General features: G+C 62.6%; 12 protein-coding genes. 11 read left to right on the forward strand and 1 reads right to left on the reverse strand.

Translation table 11 applies throughout. The features are described from left to right. From pgeF to NTZ26_01920, 9 genes are all read left to right on the forward strand, one after another. The coding region (gene pgeF, locus NTZ26_01880; protein ID MCX6559241.1) for a peptidoglycan editing factor PgeF at window positions 1-677 on the forward strand (677 nt) is incomplete at its 5' end. Next, complete coding sequence (locus NTZ26_01885) at window positions 674-2,257, forward strand: M61 family peptidase (GenBank protein MCX6559242.1); 1,584 nt, start codon at window positions 674-676, stop codon at window positions 2,255-2,257. The genes pgeF and NTZ26_01885, both read left to right, overlap by 4 nt. A gap of 349 nt (window positions 2,258-2,606) precedes the next feature. After that, on the forward strand, window positions 2,607-3,497 hold the full coding sequence (locus tag NTZ26_01890; protein MCX6559243.1) for a phosphoribosylaminoimidazolesuccinocarboxamide synthase: 891 nt from the start codon (window positions 2,607-2,609) through the stop codon (window positions 3,495-3,497). A 1-nt stretch (window position 3,498) separates the two neighbouring features. After that, a complete protein-coding gene (locus NTZ26_01895) occupies window positions 3,499-4,398 on the forward strand; it encodes a PHP domain-containing protein (protein ID MCX6559244.1) in 900 nt (299 codons plus the stop codon). Next, window positions 4,388-4,924 (forward strand): CvpA family protein, encoded by a 537-nt coding sequence (locus tag NTZ26_01900; protein MCX6559245.1) that lies wholly within the window; start codon window positions 4,388-4,390, stop codon window positions 4,922-4,924. The genes NTZ26_01895 and NTZ26_01900 overlap by 11 nt, the downstream gene beginning before the upstream one ends. Next, window positions 4,908-5,141, forward strand: a complete 234-nt coding sequence (locus NTZ26_01905; protein ID MCX6559246.1) for a helix-turn-helix domain-containing protein — start codon at window positions 4,908-4,910, stop codon at window positions 5,139-5,141. Before NTZ26_01900 ends, NTZ26_01905 begins: the two co-directional genes overlap by 17 nt. A gap of 119 nt (window positions 5,142-5,260) precedes the next feature. Further along, entirely contained in the window at window positions 5,261-5,548 is a 288-nt protein-coding gene (locus NTZ26_01910) for a co-chaperone GroES (GenBank protein MCX6559247.1), read from the forward strand. Between the two features lie 29 nt (window positions 5,549-5,577). Then, the gene (groL, locus tag NTZ26_01915) at window positions 5,578-7,206 is read left to right on the forward strand and encodes a chaperonin GroEL (GenBank protein MCX6559248.1); all 1,629 of its coding nucleotides are present in this window, start codon (window positions 5,578-5,580) and stop codon (window positions 7,204-7,206) included. A 421-nt stretch (window positions 7,207-7,627) separates the two neighbouring features. Beyond that, entirely contained in the window at window positions 7,628-10,030 is a 2,403-nt protein-coding gene (locus tag NTZ26_01920) for an LptF/LptG family permease (GenBank protein MCX6559249.1), read from the forward strand. Window positions 10,031-10,286: 256 nt separating this feature from the next. Here NTZ26_01920 and NTZ26_01925 read toward each other — a convergent pair whose 3' ends face one another. Beyond that, window positions 10,287-10,760 (reverse strand): bifunctional nuclease family protein, encoded by a 474-nt coding sequence (locus NTZ26_01925; protein MCX6559250.1) that lies wholly within the window; start codon window positions 10,758-10,760, stop codon window positions 10,287-10,289. Between the two features lie 446 nt (window positions 10,761-11,206). On the opposite strand from NTZ26_01925, the gene NTZ26_01930 reads away from it, so the two are divergent. Together NTZ26_01930 and NTZ26_01935 are read left to right on the forward strand one after the other, a co-directional pair. Then, entirely contained in the window at window positions 11,207-14,395 is a 3,189-nt protein-coding gene (locus tag NTZ26_01930; GenBank protein ID MCX6559251.1) for a TonB-dependent receptor, read from the forward strand. 513 nt (window positions 14,396-14,908) lie between these two features. Further along, on the forward strand, window positions 14,909-16,594 hold the full coding sequence (locus NTZ26_01935; protein MCX6559252.1) for a tetratricopeptide repeat protein: 1,686 nt from the start codon (window positions 14,909-14,911) through the stop codon (window positions 16,592-16,594). Window positions 16,595-16,597 lie beyond the last annotated feature (3 nt).

Raw genomic sequence — 16,597 nt, forward strand, 5'->3', positions numbered from 1 at the left:
TCCATGGCTTCGGAACCCGCCGGTTCGACGAAGCGGACCTGGCCGACCTGGCCGAGGCGAACGGCATGCGGCCCGTCCTTCTCCACCAAGTCCACTCGGCCGACGTTCTGGCCGTGGACGACGTCCTGCCGGACAAAACCGACGGCGACGCCCTGATGACGGCTACGGCGGGGCTTCTTCTGATCATCAAGACGGCCGACTGCCTGCCGTTTTTTCTCGTCGATGCGGAACGGCGGGCCGTGGCTGCGGTCCATGCCGGCTGGCGCGGCACGGCGGCCCGTATCGCCGCCGCCGCAGTGGCTGCGCTCGTGGCTCGATTCGGGTCCGATCCGGCCTCCCTTATCGCGGCCTTGGGTCCTTGCATCGGGCCCGCCTGCTACGAAGTGGGGGGAGACGTCGCGGCGTCCTTCGGCGGCATCGAAGCCGCCGCGCCGTATCTTGCCCCGATCCCCGGCCGCCCCGGCCGCTACCTTCTCGATCTTCCGGCTGCCAATCGCCTCCAGCTCGAAGCGGCCGGCGTCGAGGCTTGCCGGATTCATGCCTCCGGTATCTGCACCCACTGCGATCCGAATCTACTTTCCTGGCGCCGCGACCGGCGGACCGACATCCGGATCTACAGCTTCGTCGGCATCCGCCCGTCCGGTGACCACCCCCCTGCTCGATCGGAGTCTCGATGATGATGAAGCGACGGATGATTCTTGGCTTCCTCTTAATGAGCATGCTTGCCCTGCCCGTTACAAGCCGGGGCGGCGCCGTACCCTTCAGCATGGCCTACACGGTGTCCGTGGGGGACCCGGCAGCGGGACTTTTCCACGTCGAGCTCCGCTGCGACGGCTGGCCCGGCGGGCCGCAAAGCTTTCGGATGCCCGTCTGGATGCCGGGCTATTACGGCGTCATGGATTACCCGTCCGGCGTCCAGGGCTTTCTGGCCCTCGACGGACGCGGCCGGCCGCTCTTCTGGGAGAAGTCGGCCGCCGATGCCTGGCGCGTACAAACGGGACGAGCGGCCCGCTTCACGATCCGCTATGACATCAAGGTTCCCGCCCCGTTCATCACTCAGAGCGGCCTGAACGAGAAGCGGGCCTATATCGCCCCTCCGGGCGTATTCCTCTACCCGGACAGGCGGCTCGGGCTGCCCGTCATAGTGACGATCGACCCCGGTCCGTTTTGGAAGGATGTCGCGACCGGCCTTGACCCGGTCCCCGGAAGACCCCGCACGTTCGCCGCCCCCGACTTCGACGCCCTCTACGACAGCCCTTTCCTGATCGGAAATCTCGAGCGGCTGTCCTTCGAGGTGCGCGGCGTGCCCCATGCCTTCTACGGCTTCGACTTGGGCGAGTTTGACCGTTCCGCCTTCGTCTCCGACTTGAAACGCCTGGTCGAGGCGGCCGTCTCGATTTTTGGCGAGATTCCTTACAAGCGCTACGCCTTCCTGGCCGTCGGTCCCGGCCGGGGGGGCATCGAGCACGCCGGCTCCATGGCCGTGTCCCTCGGCGGCTTGAGCGGCTATTCGGCCGCGACCCACCGCGGCACCCTCAAGTACCTGGCCCACGAGTACTTCCATCATTACAATGTCAAGCGAATCCGGCCGTTCGAGCTGGGCCCGTTCGATTATAGCCGGCCGAATCGCACCCGCATGCTCTGGATGGCGGAGGGCTTCACCGTCTATTACGAGACGATCGTGATGCGGCGGGCCGGCTTCCTGGGCGAGGACGAGATGCTGGCCGCCGCCGCCTCGCCCATCACCGCCGTCGAGCGGCGGCCCGGCCGGCTCGTTCAGTCGGCGGCCGAATCGAGCTACGTTTCCTGGGATCAAGGTCCCTTCGGCGGCGATCCGGCGACCACGGTCTCCTATTACGACAAGGGCGCCGTGATCGGCCTGCTGCTCGACCTGGCCATCCGCAAGGCGACCGCCGGGGCTCGATCCCTGGACGATGTCATGAGGGCCCTCTATAAAGAGTATTACCGGGAAAAGGGGCGCGGTTTTACCGAAGCCGAGCTGCGGGCCGTCTGCGAGAAAACCGCCGGGGAAACGCTCTCGGAAGTCTTCTCTTATGCGGACACGGCCAAGCCGGTCGACTATGCCAAATACCTGGGCTGCGCGGGCCTAGCCTTGGAGACGGTTGCGGCGCCTCCAACCGCTCAAACATCGCCCTCCGGCCGGGCCGGGCAGGCGGCTCCCTCGGTCCGGATCGTTCGCCTGCCGGATCCGACCCCCGAGCAGGCCGCAATCCTCCGCGGCTGGCTCGGACGATAGCCCGGGCGACCGAGCGGGCACGGACGACTGCCATTCAGAAAAGCTCTTATGCTTGGGCGAGGAGTGTGGGGTTGAGCGCCGATGCGGAAATTTCGCTGCGTTGTCTCGATTTTCGAGGGCAGCCGGCCCGGAAAGAGGCCGGCCGGCGAGGATGTTTGAGTGTCCCGGGCCAAATCCGTAAGATCGAGCACGGGACGCGAGTTCCGAGCCGCCGAGAAAACCGAGCCGAAACGGCGCAAAAATTTCCGCCAGAGCGAATCCCCATACTCCGAGCCCGTTTGATTTGGGTTTCCCCTTTGGAGTATCATTTCCACGATTCGAGCCGACCCATCACGTCCTAAGGTGACCCATGACCCAAGATTTTGCCGACATCGACTTGCCCGGCTTGCCCCTCTTCAAGAAGGGCAAGGTGCGGAACGTCTATGAGGTTGGCGAGAACCTGCTCATCGTCGCCACGGACCGCATCTCGGCCTTCGACTATGTCCTGCCCTCGATCATCCCGTTTAAGGGCGCGGTCCTGACCCAGCTCTCCGCGTTCTGGTTCGACTATACCTCGCTCATCGTCGAGAACCATGTCGTTACGGCCGACGCGGCCGCTTTTCCCGCCGTCCTGCAGCCGCACCGGGCCGTCCTGGACAAGCGCTCGATGCTGGTCCGCAAGACCAAAGCCCTGCCGATCGAGTGCGTCGTGCGCGGCTACCTGGCCGGCTCCGGCTGGAAGGAATATAAAAAATCCGGCCGAGTCTGCGGCCTCAAGCTACCGGCCGGCCTGCGCGAGTCCGACCGCCTGGAAGAGCCGATCTTTACTCCCTCGACCAAGGCCGACCAGGGCCATGACGAGAACATCTCCTTCAAGGAGATGGAGCGGACCGTCGGTTCGGCCCTGGCCAAGAAGGTTCGCAAGACCAGCCTGGACCTTTTCCAGAAGGCCTCTCTGCACGGCCTGTCCAAGGGCATCATCATCGCCGACACCAAGTTCGAGTTCGGGCTGGACGGCGACGACCTGATCCTGATCGACGAGATCTTCACCCCCGATTCCTCGCGCTTCTGGCCGCTGGCCTCCTACGAGCCCGGCAAGGGCCAGCCCAGCCTGGACAAGCAGTTCGTCCGCGACTACCTGGAGACCACCGGTTGGGACAAGCAATCCGAGCCGCCGGCCCTGCCCCCAGCCATCATCGCCAGAACATCCGAAAAATATCTCGAGATCTTCCGCCTGCTGACCGGGAAAGCCGAACTCTAAAGTGAAGCCCGGCTTCGTCGACTTCCACATCCACTCGACCTTCTCCAGCGACGGCGAATTTACGACCGCCCAAATCGTCGCGATGGCCCGGGCCGCGGGCTTCGTGGCCGTCTCGTTCGCCGATCACGACACCGTGGCCGCATATCCCGAAGCGATCGCGCTGGGCCGGGCGGTCGCCGTCGAAGTCATCCCCGGCATGGAAGTCACGACGACATACGAGGGCCGCGAGTTTCACTGCCTCCTGCCGCTCCTCGATTGGAGCCACCCGGCCGTGGCTCGCATCTCGGCCGCCGTCAGCGACGGCCGCTGGATCGAGGCCCGCGAGCGGGTCGACCATCTGCGGCGGCTGGGCCTCGACTTGACCTGGGAGGAGGTCGCGGCCGCCGTCGGCGCGACTCCGCCGCTGGGAGTCAAGATCGCTCAGGTCCTTTTGGACAAGCCGGAATCCCGGCGCGATCCGCGGCTTGCGGTTTACTACGACGAATCCGGCCGCCCCCGAGCCCCGAAATACTTCTACATCGACTACTTCATGGAGGGGAAGCCGGCGTTCGTCCCCAAGCGCCATATCCCGCTTCTCGACGTGCTCGATCAGGCGCCGGCTTCGGGCGCCGTTCCGGTGCTCTCCCATCCCGGCGCCTATTTCCAGAACACGACTCGGGCCGACCTGGCCAAGCTCCGCGCCCGCGGGCTGGAAGGCTTGGAGGTCTTCACCTCGTACCACGACCAGGCCCAGACCCGCTTCTACGCCGACGCGGCCCGCGACTTCGGACTGGTGGCGACCGCCGGCTCGGACTTCCACGGCCGGGTCAAGCCGCAGGTGCCCTTCGGCTTGATTCGCGACGGACATTATGGAATGATAAACGAACTGCGAACGAGGAGGAGGGCCGATCATGCCGTTTAACTGGTTGGACATCGCGCTGGCGGGAATCGTTCTGCTGGCGGTCGTCATCGGATTGGTCAAGGGATTCGTCCGTGAGCTGGTCGGGCTGATCGTCATCATCCTAGGGATCGTGATCGCCGCGCGCTTCTACGGCCCGGTGGCCTCCTTCGCCGCGAAGTTCATCAAGAACCCGACCGCGGCCAGCTTCGTCGGATTCCTGCTGGTCTTCCTGGCCGTCCTCATCGCCGGCGGCTTCGTGGCCGGGATGATCGCCAAGGCGACCAAGGGCTCTCTCGGCTTCGTCAACCACATCCTCGGCGGCCTCATCGGCTGCCTCGAGGGCGTGCTCGTGGCCGGGGCCGTCGTCTTTGCGCTGCTGGCGTTCCCAGTCAATAAAAGCGCCCTGATGGGGTCTAAGATGGCTCCCCTTGTCTACCAAGTCACCAAGACCGTCGTCCAGTTCATCCCGCAAGAGCTCAAGGACCAGATCAAGAGCGCTTACGAGAACATTTCCGCCGGCGGGGTCGACCATGGACAAAAAATTTAAAGAGCTCAACATCCATCAGAAGATGGAGCTCCTGATCGAGGATATGGTCGAGAAGGGGGTCCGCTTCCGGGACGCCGAGAGGGAGTTCCAAAAGCTCTATCTCGAGGCGTCCTTGAAGAAGCACGACGGAAACAAATCCGAGATGGCCAAAGCTCTCGGATTGCATCGAAATACCCTCCACAACAGGGCCAAATCACTTAAGATCAAGAAATTTTAGCAGTCGACGCTCAGGTCTGCTAATTTTTGCGTTTTTCCCCTTGACAATGGCTCTTGTTTTCGTTATATTGGCACCAGTCTATCAAGACTGCTAAATTCCCAATTTTGGAGGAGGTTTTCATGAAGATTTCCCCGTTATATGACCGGGTCCTGGTCAAGAGGATCGAGGAACAGGAAGTCCGGCGCAGCGGCATTATCATCCCGGACACCGCCAAGGAAAAGCCCCAGCAGGCCGAGATCATCGCGGCCGGCAAGGGCAAGGTCAACGAAGACGGCAAGGTTGTCCCGTTGGAAGTCAAGAAGGGCGACAAGGTCCTGATCGGCAAGTACAGCGGCACCGAAGTCATGATCGAAGGCGTCGAGCATCTCATCCTCCGCGAGGAAGAGATCCTGGCCATCGTCACCTAAGACCCCGGAATACATAAGGAGACATATCAATGGCTAAACAAATTCTTTTAGGCGATGACGCCCGGCACCACCTTCTCAAAGGCGTCAACGTTTTGAGCAACCTGGTCAAGGCCACTCTCGGCCCCCGCGGCAAGAACGTGGTCATCGACAAGAAGTTCGGCTCCCCCACCAGCACCAAGGACGGCGTCACGGTGGCCAAGGAAGTCGAGCTCAAGGACCACCTCGAGAACATGGGCGCCCAGCTGGTCAAGGAAGTGGCCTCCAAGACGTCGGACGTCGCCGGCGACGGCACGACCACGGCCACGGTCCTGGCCCAGATCATCTATTCCGAAGGCCTCCGCTACGTCACGGCCGGCTCCAACCCGACCATGATCAAGAAGGGCATCGACAAGGCCGTTGAGATCGTCGTCAGCGACCTCAAGAAGCTCAGCCGCGAAGTCAGCGGCGAGATGATCGCCCAGGTCGGCGCCATCTCGGCCAACAACGACGCGAGCATCGGCAAGATCATCGCCGAGGCCATGGCCAAGGTCGGCAAGGACGGCGTCATCACCGTCGAGGAAGCCAAGGGCATGGAGACGAACCTGGACATCGTCGAGGGCATGCAGTTCGACCGCGGCTACCTCTCGCCCTACTTCATCACCGATCCCGACCGGATGGAATGCGTCCTGGAGAACCCGCTGATCCTCCTGCACGAGAAGAAGATCAGCAACCTGCGCGAATTCCTCCCGCTGCTCGAGAACGTGGCCCGGATGGGCAAGCCGCTCGTCGTCGTGGCCGAAGAGGTCGAGGGCGAGGCCCTGGCCACCCTGGTCGTCAATAAAATCAAGGGCACCTTCATTTGCGCCGCGGTCAAGGCCCCCGGGTTCGGCGATCGCCGCAAGGCCATGCTGGAAGACATCGCCATTCTGACCGGCGGCAAGGTCATCACCGAGGACATCGGCGTCAAGCTCGAGAACGTCGGGATGGACTGGCTGGGCGAGGCCAAGAAGGTCGTCATCGACAAGGACAACACCACCATCGTCGAAGGCAAGGGCAAGGGCACCGACATCCAGGCCCGGATCAAGCAGATCCGGACTCAGATCGACGACACCACCTCCGACTACGACCGCGAGAAGCTGCAGGAGCGGCTGGCCAAGATGGTCGGCGGCGTCGCGCTGATCAAGGTCGGCGCGGCCACCGAGACCGAGCTCAAGGAAAAGAAGGCCCGGGTCGAGGACGCCATGCACGCCACCAAGGCGGCCGTCGAGGAGGGCATCGTGCCCGGCGGCGGTGTCGCTCTACTCCGGTCCCAGAAGTCGCTCGAGGGCCTCAAGCTCGAGGGCGATATGAAGATCGGCGCCGACATCATCCGCCGCGCGCTCGAAGAGCCCCTCCGGACGATCGCCAACAACGCCGGACTCGAGGGCTCGATCGTGGTCGAAAAGGTCCGCGAGCAGAAGCAGGACGTCGGCTTCAACGCTCTGGCCGAGCGGTACGAGGACATGATCAAGGCCGGCATCCTGGATCCGACCAAGGTCGTCCGGATCGCCCTGCAGAATGCGGCCTCGATCGCCGGGCTGATGCTGACCACCGAGGGCCTCATCACCGAACTGCCCGACGATGACAAGAAGGGCGGCGGCTATCCGATGCCTCCCGGCGGCGGCGGCGATATGTATTAAGCGCTTAAGCGCTAATCCGGGTTATCCAGCCCCCATTCTCCTTCGGGAGGATGGGGGCTTTTTTTGTTCTTCTCCCGATTCCGGGAAACAGCAGCGGTTCGGGGTGTCGGCCAACGGCGAAACCGCGCGGGTTCCGGCTTTTTACGCCTCTCCGCGAGGGTAGCCAGCGGCCGCCGAGGGCTGTTTGAGCACGCGACCATCTGTCGAAGTCGAATCGGAGTGGGCTGTCTCCAAGACCGAGAGATCTCGAATGCGGAGTTCCGAGGCGCCGAGCGGATTGGCGTAAAAAGGAGTGGTGAACCCGCGCCGCCGGGACGACACTCCGGACCGCGTTTCCCGGAATCGGGAGATGTGTCTTTTTTGGCGTCACCCCGGGGGACCGTTTGACCGCGTCTCCCCATTCCGGTATCTTGGACTCGGCATGTTTCCCCGATCATTCGACCGCTATGTCCTGCGCGAGGTGACGACGCCGTTTTTCGTCGGCCTGGGCGTCTACAGCTTCGCCCTGCTGATGAATCAGCTCCTGCTTTACCCGGAGCTCTTCATCGCCCGCGGCGTGCCGCTGGGGACAACCCTGCGCCTCCTCGTCGACATCATCCCCGGCGTTCTGGCCTTTACCGTCCCGATGTCCGTGCTGATGGGTGTCCTGGCCGGGTTGAGCCGGCTGTCCTCCGATTCCGAGATCACCGCCTTCAAATCGCTGGGCGTCAGCCATGGCCGGCTGCTGGCTCCGCTCCTTCTCTTCGGGCTGGCCGGCTGGGCTGCGACCTCCTACCTGACTTTGCAGGCCGCGCCGGCCGCCAACTACCGCTTCCAGCAGACCTTCGCCGCGGCCCTGGCCCAGCGGGCCGAGACCCAGGTGGCGCCGCGCATCTTCAACGAGCCGATCCCGGGCCTGACCATCTTCTACCGGGACACCGACCCGTCCGGGGCCTGGTCTGATGTCTTTATCGCCTCTGGAGAATCGCGCATGGAGCCTCGCATCACCATGGCCCGGAAAGGCCGGCTCAGCGTGTCGCCGGAATCCCGGCGGGCCGTCCTCCGGCTGTCCGACGTCGTCCAACACGACGTCGTCCTGGACGAGCCCGATCGCTATCCCATGACCCTCTCCGGCGAAGTGGAGGAGGAGCTGGACGGCGAGAAGCTCTTCGGCAGCTACACCGCAATCAAACGGGAGCGGGAGAAGACGATCGGCGAGCTCAGAGTCAGCCGGCGTGAAGCCGAGGCCAGGCTGGCCGAGGCAATCCGGGAAGGGGAGGCTCTGCGCGCGGGCGTCGGCCGCGACGCCGACGCCAAGCGGGCCGGCAACGCCATGACCCGGCTGGCCGCGGCGGAGGACGTCCGCCGGCACGCGGTCGAAATCCACAAGAAATTCTCGCTGCCCTTCGCCTGCTGGGTCTTCGTCTTTCTCGGCCTGCCGCTGGGGGTTTCCACACGCAAGGGCGGCCGGACCAGCGGGTTCACGCTCAGCATCGTCATCATTTTCCTTTACTATGTCATGATCACGGCCGGTGAGAACCTGGCCATCAAGGGCCGGGTGGCGCCCTGGCTGGGGATGTGGGGGGCCGATATCGTCTTTGCGGTTCTGGGGGCCTGGCTGTTCTTGACGTCGTCGCGGGAGATCCCGTTCCTGGCCGGCCGGGCCCGCCGGCGTAGGCCGGCCGGAACGCCCGGGGCGGCCGCGGGGACTGCGGCCGTCTCCGCCGCGCCGACGGCCCGTCTCCGGCGGAGCCTGCCGCTGCTCCGCACGCTCGACCGCTACATCCTCCGCAAATACTTGTTCATCGCTGGCCTGGCCTTCGCCAGCCTGTTGGCCGTCTCGGCCATCGTCACCTTCTTCGAGCAGATCGACAACCTCTACGAGCATTCCAAACCGATGGGACTTCTCCTGTCCTATGTGGCCTCCCGGATGCCCGAGTTCATCCATATCGGCCTTCCGGTGCTGGCCCTGACGGCCACCCTGCTGACATTCGGGCTGTTGACCAAGACCAACGAGCTGACCGCGATGAAAGCCTGCGGCGTCAGCGTCTACCGGGCCGTGGCGCCGGCCCTGGCCATGTCCCTGCTGGCCGGCCTGCTGTCCTTTTATCTCCAGGAGCGGATTCTGCCCGGATCCAACCGCAAGGCCCAGGAAGCGTGGAACGAGCTTAACGACGTCCCGGCCCGGACCATCACCGTCTTCAACCGACGCTGGGTGGCCAACAAGGCCCGCGACCGTTTCTACCATTATCAATACTTCGACCCGGACAAGGCGGCTTGGAGCGAGATCCAGATGTTCGACCTCGACGTCGAGCGTTGGACGATCAAGCGGCGAATCTTCGCCAAGAAGGCTGAGCTGCGCGGAGGGGAGATCGTTCTGCGCGACGGCTGGATCCGCGAGTTCCGCGATGCCGGGCAAAGTTCCTACGACCGCTTCAAGGAGCGGGAGATCCCCTTGCTCGACGACAAGAGCCTCTTTTTCGCCGAGACTAAGGCGCCCGCGCAGATGACCTACGGCGAGCTCCGCGACCATGTCCGCGAGATCAAGGGCCTCGGGTTCGACGCGCGCCGCCTTCAGGTGGACCTGGCCGTCAAGCTGGCCTTTCCCTGGGTGGCACTGGTCATGACGCTGCTCGGCCTGCCCTTCGCCTTCGCCATGGGCAAGCGGGGCGCGCTGGTGGGCATCGCCGCCAGCCTGGGCATCGCCGTCGTTTATTGGGTCATGCTGGGGGTCTTCCGGAGCCTGGGTTATGTCGGCATCCTCAACGCGCCGCTTGCGGGCTGGGGGCCGAACATTGTTTTCGGGCTGTTGGGCGGGTGGCTGTTTCTAAGGGTGAGGACTTAAGCCTTACCAACTTCCGGTCTTTTTTCTTTAGTTTTTGAACATTAGATGCGTTGCTGAGTCGCCTCGCTGTTTTGTGACGATCCGCGCGATAGCGCCTCGGAAAACTCTTTAGCTTGAGCGAGGGGTATGGGGAGCAAAACCAATCGGCGAGGAAGCGGGCATGGTTCCCTGCCCTTGGCAGGGAGAGCGACCGAGCCGGCGGAGCGAACGCCCTCGCTGGGGGCGTGAGCGTGTTTTGCTCCCCATCCCCGAGCGATTACATTTTGTATTTGCCCAGCTCCGTCGGCCCCAATTGCTCCATCCAGCGGAGCAGGGCTTCCGCGCCCTGGCTCGATTCGTCACGCTGGGCGGCCAGGCTTTTCTCGACCACGTCGGCGTCGACGAAGATGGGCGAAGCCGTCCGCAGGGCCAAAGCGATGGCGTCGGATGGCCGGGCGTCGAAGACGAGCGCTTCTTCTCCGGAACGGCAATGGATGGAGGCGAAATAGGTGCTGTTGCGGACCTCGGTCACGACCACCCGGTCGACTTCGATGTCCAGCCGGTTGAGGAAGGCCTTGAGCAGATCGTGCGTCATCGGCCGGGGCGTGGGGACATTTTCGATGATCAGGGCGATAGCGTTGGCTTCGAAGGCCCCGATCCAGATAGGCATGACCTTCCCACCCGACTCGTCCTCCAGCAGGACGATGGGCATATGCGAGGTCGGGTCGAGAACCAACCCCCTGATTTTCATCCGAATTTCCATGCTTTGATGTCCTAACCCAGGGCAAATCAAATATATCACGATGAATATAGATTCCGGGTTGTGATATGTCAAGGACGTGATAAATCCAAATAATTGGATTTTATCCATAATTATGGATTATTAGCTGATGCCAAGGGCTCGTAAAACCAATTTATATAGTTGATTATAATGTAATTGAGATATGTCGACCATTGGCATGATTATTGCTTAGTAAATGGCCGTAAGGTATCTATATTTCTATGTCAAAACACACTACAAATGAGGAGGTGAGAATCACACTAGGCAGATGCCATCATCTGCAAGGCTGGAGCCGGTGCTCAGTACCGCTCCCGGGTTTCGCCAAGCCTGCCTTGGGAACAAGGACTCATGGCCGGCTTCATCCCGGAATCGCCTGAACAAAGGGATTCATGGGACAAAAGGAGTTTAACGCAAGCATGAAAAAGATCCTGTATTCCTTGCTCGCGGTTCTGCTCCTCGTCGGGTTTATGTCCGCACAGGCCCCGACCGGCAAGATCGTCGGAAAAGTGAAAGACGATCAAGGCGCTCCTCTCCCCGGTGTTTCCATCGTCGCAGAGAGCTCCAAGCTGGTCGGCACGGCCGCCGCGGTCTCCGACGAGACGGGCGCGTACCGCCTCTTCTCCCTGCCCTCCGGCACGTACACCGTCACTTTTACCCTGCAAGGGTTCAAGTCGATCAAGCGTGAGGGCGTCATCCTGCAGCTCGAGCAGACCATCACCCTCGACATCGTGCTGACCCAAAGCACCCTGGCCGAGGAGATCACGGTCGTCGGGCAAAGCCCCCTGATCGACGTCAAGAGCACCACCAAGGGCTCGACGATGACCAAGGAAACCTTCATGCAGCTGCCCCGGAACCGCGATTTCACGGGCCTCTTGGCCACGGTTCCCGGCGTTCAGTATGAAGGCAACCAGGGCGGCTTGTCGGTCGACGGCGCCTCGGGCACCGAGAACATGTGGTACGTTGACGGCACCAACGTCAACAACATGCGCATCGGGACCCAGTCGCAGAGCATCGTCATGGAGCAGCTGGAGGAAGTCAAGGTTACGGCTTCCGGCTACAACGCCGAATTCGGCGGCTCGATGGGCGGTGTGGTCAACGTCATCAGCCGTTCGGGCGGCAACGAGTTCCACGGCGACGTGTTCGGTTATTACAATAACCAGAAGCTGTGGATGGTGGGCAAGGTTCGCGACGGCCTGCGCCAGAGCCCCTACGCCACCTCGCCGTATGATGCCAGCGACTACGAATACTACAACCAGGACGACCTGTATTTCAACGGCGGCAAGACCCGCGACGACTACCAGCGGTTCGAAGGCGTCTTCAACCTCAGCGGCTTCATCTTCAAGGACAAGCTGTGGTTCTTCGGGTCGTTCAACCCGGTTTACTACCGCACCTATGCCGACCGGTTCTTCACCGTTGACCCCATCGGTGGAGCCATGGCCCCGAAGATTCCGGGCGACACGAACTTGGACCCCCGCCAGGGCCGCGTTACGTACAATTTCTACAACAAGAACAACAACTGGAACTGGCAGGCCAAATTGACGGCCGCCCCGATCAAGGGCATGCGCATGTCGGTCAGCGCGGTCAGCAACTTCTACAAGTACCGCGGCAGCATCCCCGGCCTCACCGGCACGTCGACCAAGTATTACTCCTACCGGCCGGATTGGAACCCCATCAACCCGTCCACGGGCCTGGGCCTTCTGACCGCCGGCAAGCAGCCCGGCTTTGATTATCCCAACCTGTCGGGCAACGCCAACGTCGACTACACCGTCAGCAACAACTTCCTGGTCAGCGCCCGGTTCGGCTATTTCCGGACCAACACGACCAACCAGCAGTTGTTCGTTCCCGGCACGTACTACGCATTCACCAACTCCAACACGGGTTATGCGGAGATTCCGGATAATCTCAAGCATAACAGCGGCTGGAGCAACGGCGCCGGCACGACGGTCACCAAGAAGTACATCAACGACCGCATGAGCGTGAACCTGGATTTGACGTACTACCTCAACCTGGCCGGTGAGCACGCTTGGAAGGCGGGCTTCCAGTACATCCGGCTGCACGAGGACGTCGACTCCGGTCCCGTCGCGCCCCTGGTCGCCCTGGTTTGGGGTTCCAACTACGTTATGCCCGACGGCACCAACGTCATGGGCACGTACGGCAACTACCAGATCCGGAACGACTTCAAGTCTCCCTACGGCTCGAACTTCAACGTCGCCAGCAACAACTGGGCCATGTACCTCCAGGATTCCTGGACCATCGGCCAGCGGCTGACCTTGAACTTCGGCATCCGGACGGAGAGCGAGTACATTCCCTCCCTGGCCACCAACGATCCGCAGTATGCCGATTACAAGCCCATCCAATTCTCCTTCGCCCAGAAGCTCGCCCCCCGCGTCGGCCTCGTTTATGACGTGTTCGGCGACTCCAGCTTGAAGGTGTTCGGAAGCTTCGGCATCTACTACGACGTCATGAAGCTGTACATGGCCGAAGGCGCCTACGGCGGCTTCAAGTGGTGGACCTCTTACTACACCTTCAACGACTATGATTACACCAAGATCGCCGCTTCCGGCGATATCACCAACGCTGCCGACCAGGCCGCTTGCGGCACCTACATGGGTTCCCGCAACTGGCGGACGGTTTCTTGGGACACCACCGACCCCGACCTCAAACCGGTTTCCCAGAGCGAACTGTCCTTCGGCGCCGACAAGAAGATCACGGAAGAGATCTCCTTCAGCGCCCGGTTGGTTTACAAGCATCTGATCCGGACGATCGAGGACGTGGGCGTGCTGCTGCAGGATGCCCAGGGCAACTACAGCGAAGAGTACTACATCGCCAACCCCGGCGAAGGCTGGACGAAGCCCGTGTCCCAAGGCGGCCGTTTCTCCGACGAGTTCTGGCCCGCCCCCAAGGCCAAGCGCGAGTACTACGGCGTCAACCTGGCCCTCGAAAAACGGTTCAGCAACAACTGGCAGGGCGGCATCAACTACACTTGGAGCCGCATGGTCGGTAACTGCGGCGGTCTGTCGTCTTCCGACGAAGCCGGCCGTAACTCCCCGAACGTCGAGCGTTATTGGGATCTCTATTTCGAACGCTACGACATTCACGGCAATCCCCTGGACGGCGTTCTGCCCTCCGACCGCACGCACTACATCAAGGCCTACGCGTCCTACGCGTTCCCCTTCGGCCTGACGGTCGGTGTGGTCGGCTACGGCCGTTCCGGCCTGCCGAAGACCACCTCCTTGTCCTTCAACGACATGCAGATCTTCCCCGACGGATACTTCGACACCGGCACTCGGACCCCGTTTACCGCGTGGGCCGATCTGTACGTCGAGTACAACCTCCGGATCGCCAAGAAGTACTCGGTCAACCTGAACGCCACGATCAGCAACTTTACCAACACCTCGACGATTCAGGGCTACTCCATGCAGGCCAACTACAACATGTTGCGCCTGACGGATGCCGAGTTGCTCGGTCAGAAGGCCAACTACAAAGACTGGCGGACCTGGATGGCGGAAAAGATCACGATCAACCGGGACAACCCCGTGTTCGGCTGGTGGAACAGCCGGTACGGCTCGTGGTCCTGGCGGATGGGCGCCCGCATTTCCTTCTGAGGAATAGCGGCGCTTAGCGAAGTCATGTACCCGGCCCCCTTCGGGGGGCCGGGTTTTTTTTTGTGTGGATGAGGTCCCCACGCGAAACGCTCGCAATGACGGATTGATGCCGAGCATCTTCTTTGCCACGTCGCTTCGCTTCTCGCAATGACGGTTTGATCCAAAGCGGTTTTTTTGCCGCGCTCCCTTTGGTCGCTCGCAACGACAATTATTTCATCGTCGTCCCGAGCCCTCGCCTCCGGCGAGGGCGTGGGGACCTCGAGAGGTTGCCGCGTCCGACGCTGCGTCGTCCTCGCAATGACGGATAAGTATTTCTGGTTTTGTTTCGTATAATAAGAGAAACGCAATTATAATTTGACCCCAATGCGACCGAAACGCGACTTCGTTGTAACTACAATAAAGCCATATGGCTTATGTATTATTCTTCTCTCCTTTCTTTTCTCGACCGGGCTCTTCGCTGGGCCGCAAACGGTTGCCTCCCTCGTCCGCGACGCCCTGGACAGCTTCGATTTAATGGACTACGAGATGGGCTTGCGGTTGGCCAATCGAGCCTTGGAGCGGAATCCCGAGCTGCATGATCTGCGCCTTCGCCAGGCGGCCGTGCTGTGGAAGCTCGGCCGTCGGGAAGTCGCCTGGATGGCGCTCGAACGCGTTCTGAAAGACGAGAAGGCCAAGCCTTCGGATGACTTCGTCTGGCAAGCGTCGGCCCTGGCGGCTATTTGGCGCTATCAGGAGGGAAAATCGGCTGAAGCGGAAGCCTTCGCCCGAACCGCCGAAGCGGCGGCCGCCGTGAAGCTTCGCCCCGATCGCGGCGCCAAACCGCTCTGGGCGCCGGCTTTCGCGCCGGGGTTGCGCGAGATCGCACCGCAAAGGGAAAGCCAGGCGCGGTCTCTTTTCCCGCCGAACGCGGGTCTGCCCTCCTATTTATTGGGCCTGATTTCCGAGGCCAGATCCGGCTGGACCCGGGATACGGAGGCCTATTATTTGCGGGCAATGGGCCTGTCCTACGAGGCCCGCGATTGTATTCTCCGCATCGCCGCGGGACGGATGCGTTCCGGAAACGCGGCGGGAGCGATCGAGGCCGCGCTCGGAGCCTGCGATGCCGGCGGGGCTTACCCGGATTTTTATTTGCTGGCGGCGGCCGCGGCGGAATCGGCGGGAGACCGGCGGGCGGCCGAAGAATACCTGGGGATCGCCGTCGAGCTCAAGCCTTTTATCCCCTCGTGGCTCCGGGCCCAGGCGATTGTGGAGTCGGGGGCGGGGCATAAAGCTGCGGCGGCCGCGATTCTGAATCGGGTTTTGCGGCTGGCGCCCGACGATTTCCGGGCTCGGGAGCTCTTGGAAGGCGTGTCGCGGGAACGATATTTTCCAGCGGACGAGCTGGGCCGCGAGCTTTCGGCGGCCTGGGCCGCGCTTCAGCGGGGGCTCGAGCCGCGGTGGCGCTTCGAGCCGCGCGGCAAGCCCGCCGACGTCGCCGCCTTCATCAACAATCGATTTTTCGGGTTTCTGGGGGAAGGCCTGGTTGATGATGCGGCCCGATACCTCGAAGCCTATCTCGAGATCGACGCGGGCTCTCCCAGCCTGCAATACAACCTGGCCCAGCTCCATCACACTCGGGACCGCCTCGCGCCGGCCCTGCCGCGAGCTTGGGCCTCGGCCGCTCTCAAGCCCGATTATCGGGACGCCCTCGACGCCCTGGCCAGCCTCTACTTCGACCTGGGCGATTTCGAGCGCTCGCTCACGACCTATGCGGAGGCCTTGGCTTTTTCCCCGGAGGATCCGACGGCTTGGTTCAATTCGGCTTGCGCGCGCCTGGCTTCCGGCGACAGAGTCGGCGCCGAGGCCGAGCTTCTGCGGGCCGTCGAGCTCGATCGGGAGCGTCCCGCAGCGGCGACCGAGCGGCGGACTTCCGACAAGGCGGCCGGCCTGGCCTACGAAGTGGACGTCCAGGCGGACTCGATCGGCTATCGGGCGCTCGTTCTCCTGGGCTCGATCCGGTTTGATCGCGGCGAGCGGGAGCGGGCCGCGGAATCCCTCGAGGAGGCCGTCCGCCGGCGTCCGGGATCGCCGGATGCCTATCTGGAGCTCGGCAAGGTGAGGCAGGCGATGGGCGACGATGCGGCGGCCAAGGCGGCGTTCGATCGATTCTTAGCCTTGGGCGGATCCGCCTCCAAAGTCGAGGCGGCCCGGAAACGCTGACGA

It is taken from the genome of Candidatus Aminicenantes bacterium (assembly GCA_026393855.1).
Classification (GTDB): domain Bacteria; phylum Acidobacteriota; class Aminicenantia; order Aminicenantales; family UBA4085; genus UBA4085.

Bases quoted from the DNA above. Each gene is read 5' to 3' on its own strand.
- NTZ26_01885 (MCX6559242.1), top strand. From the start codon at position 674: ATGATGATGAAGCGACGGATGATTCTTGGCTTCCTCTTAATGAGCATG.
- NTZ26_01890 (MCX6559243.1), top strand. From the start codon at position 2,607: ATGACCCAAGATTTTGCCGACATCGACTTGCCCGGCTTGCCCCTCTTC.
- NTZ26_01900 (MCX6559245.1), top strand. From the start codon at position 4,388: ATGCCGTTTAACTGGTTGGACATCGCGCTGGCGGGAATCGTTCTGCTG.
- NTZ26_01905 (MCX6559246.1), top strand. From the start codon at position 4,908: ATGGACAAAAAATTTAAAGAGCTCAACATCCATCAGAAGATGGAGCTC.
- NTZ26_01910 (MCX6559247.1), top strand. From the start codon at position 5,261: ATGAAGATTTCCCCGTTATATGACCGGGTCCTGGTCAAGAGGATCGAG.
- groL (MCX6559248.1), top strand. From the start codon at position 5,578: ATGGCTAAACAAATTCTTTTAGGCGATGACGCCCGGCACCACCTTCTC.
- NTZ26_01920 (MCX6559249.1), top strand. From the start codon at position 7,628: ATGTTTCCCCGATCATTCGACCGCTATGTCCTGCGCGAGGTGACGACG.
- NTZ26_01925 (MCX6559250.1), bottom strand. From the start codon at position 10,760: ATGAAAATCAGGGGGTTGGTTCTCGACCCGACCTCGCATATGCCCATC.
- NTZ26_01930 (MCX6559251.1), top strand. From the start codon at position 11,207: ATGAAAAAGATCCTGTATTCCTTGCTCGCGGTTCTGCTCCTCGTCGGG.
- NTZ26_01935 (MCX6559252.1), top strand. From the start codon at position 14,909: ATGGACTACGAGATGGGCTTGCGGTTGGCCAATCGAGCCTTGGAGCGG.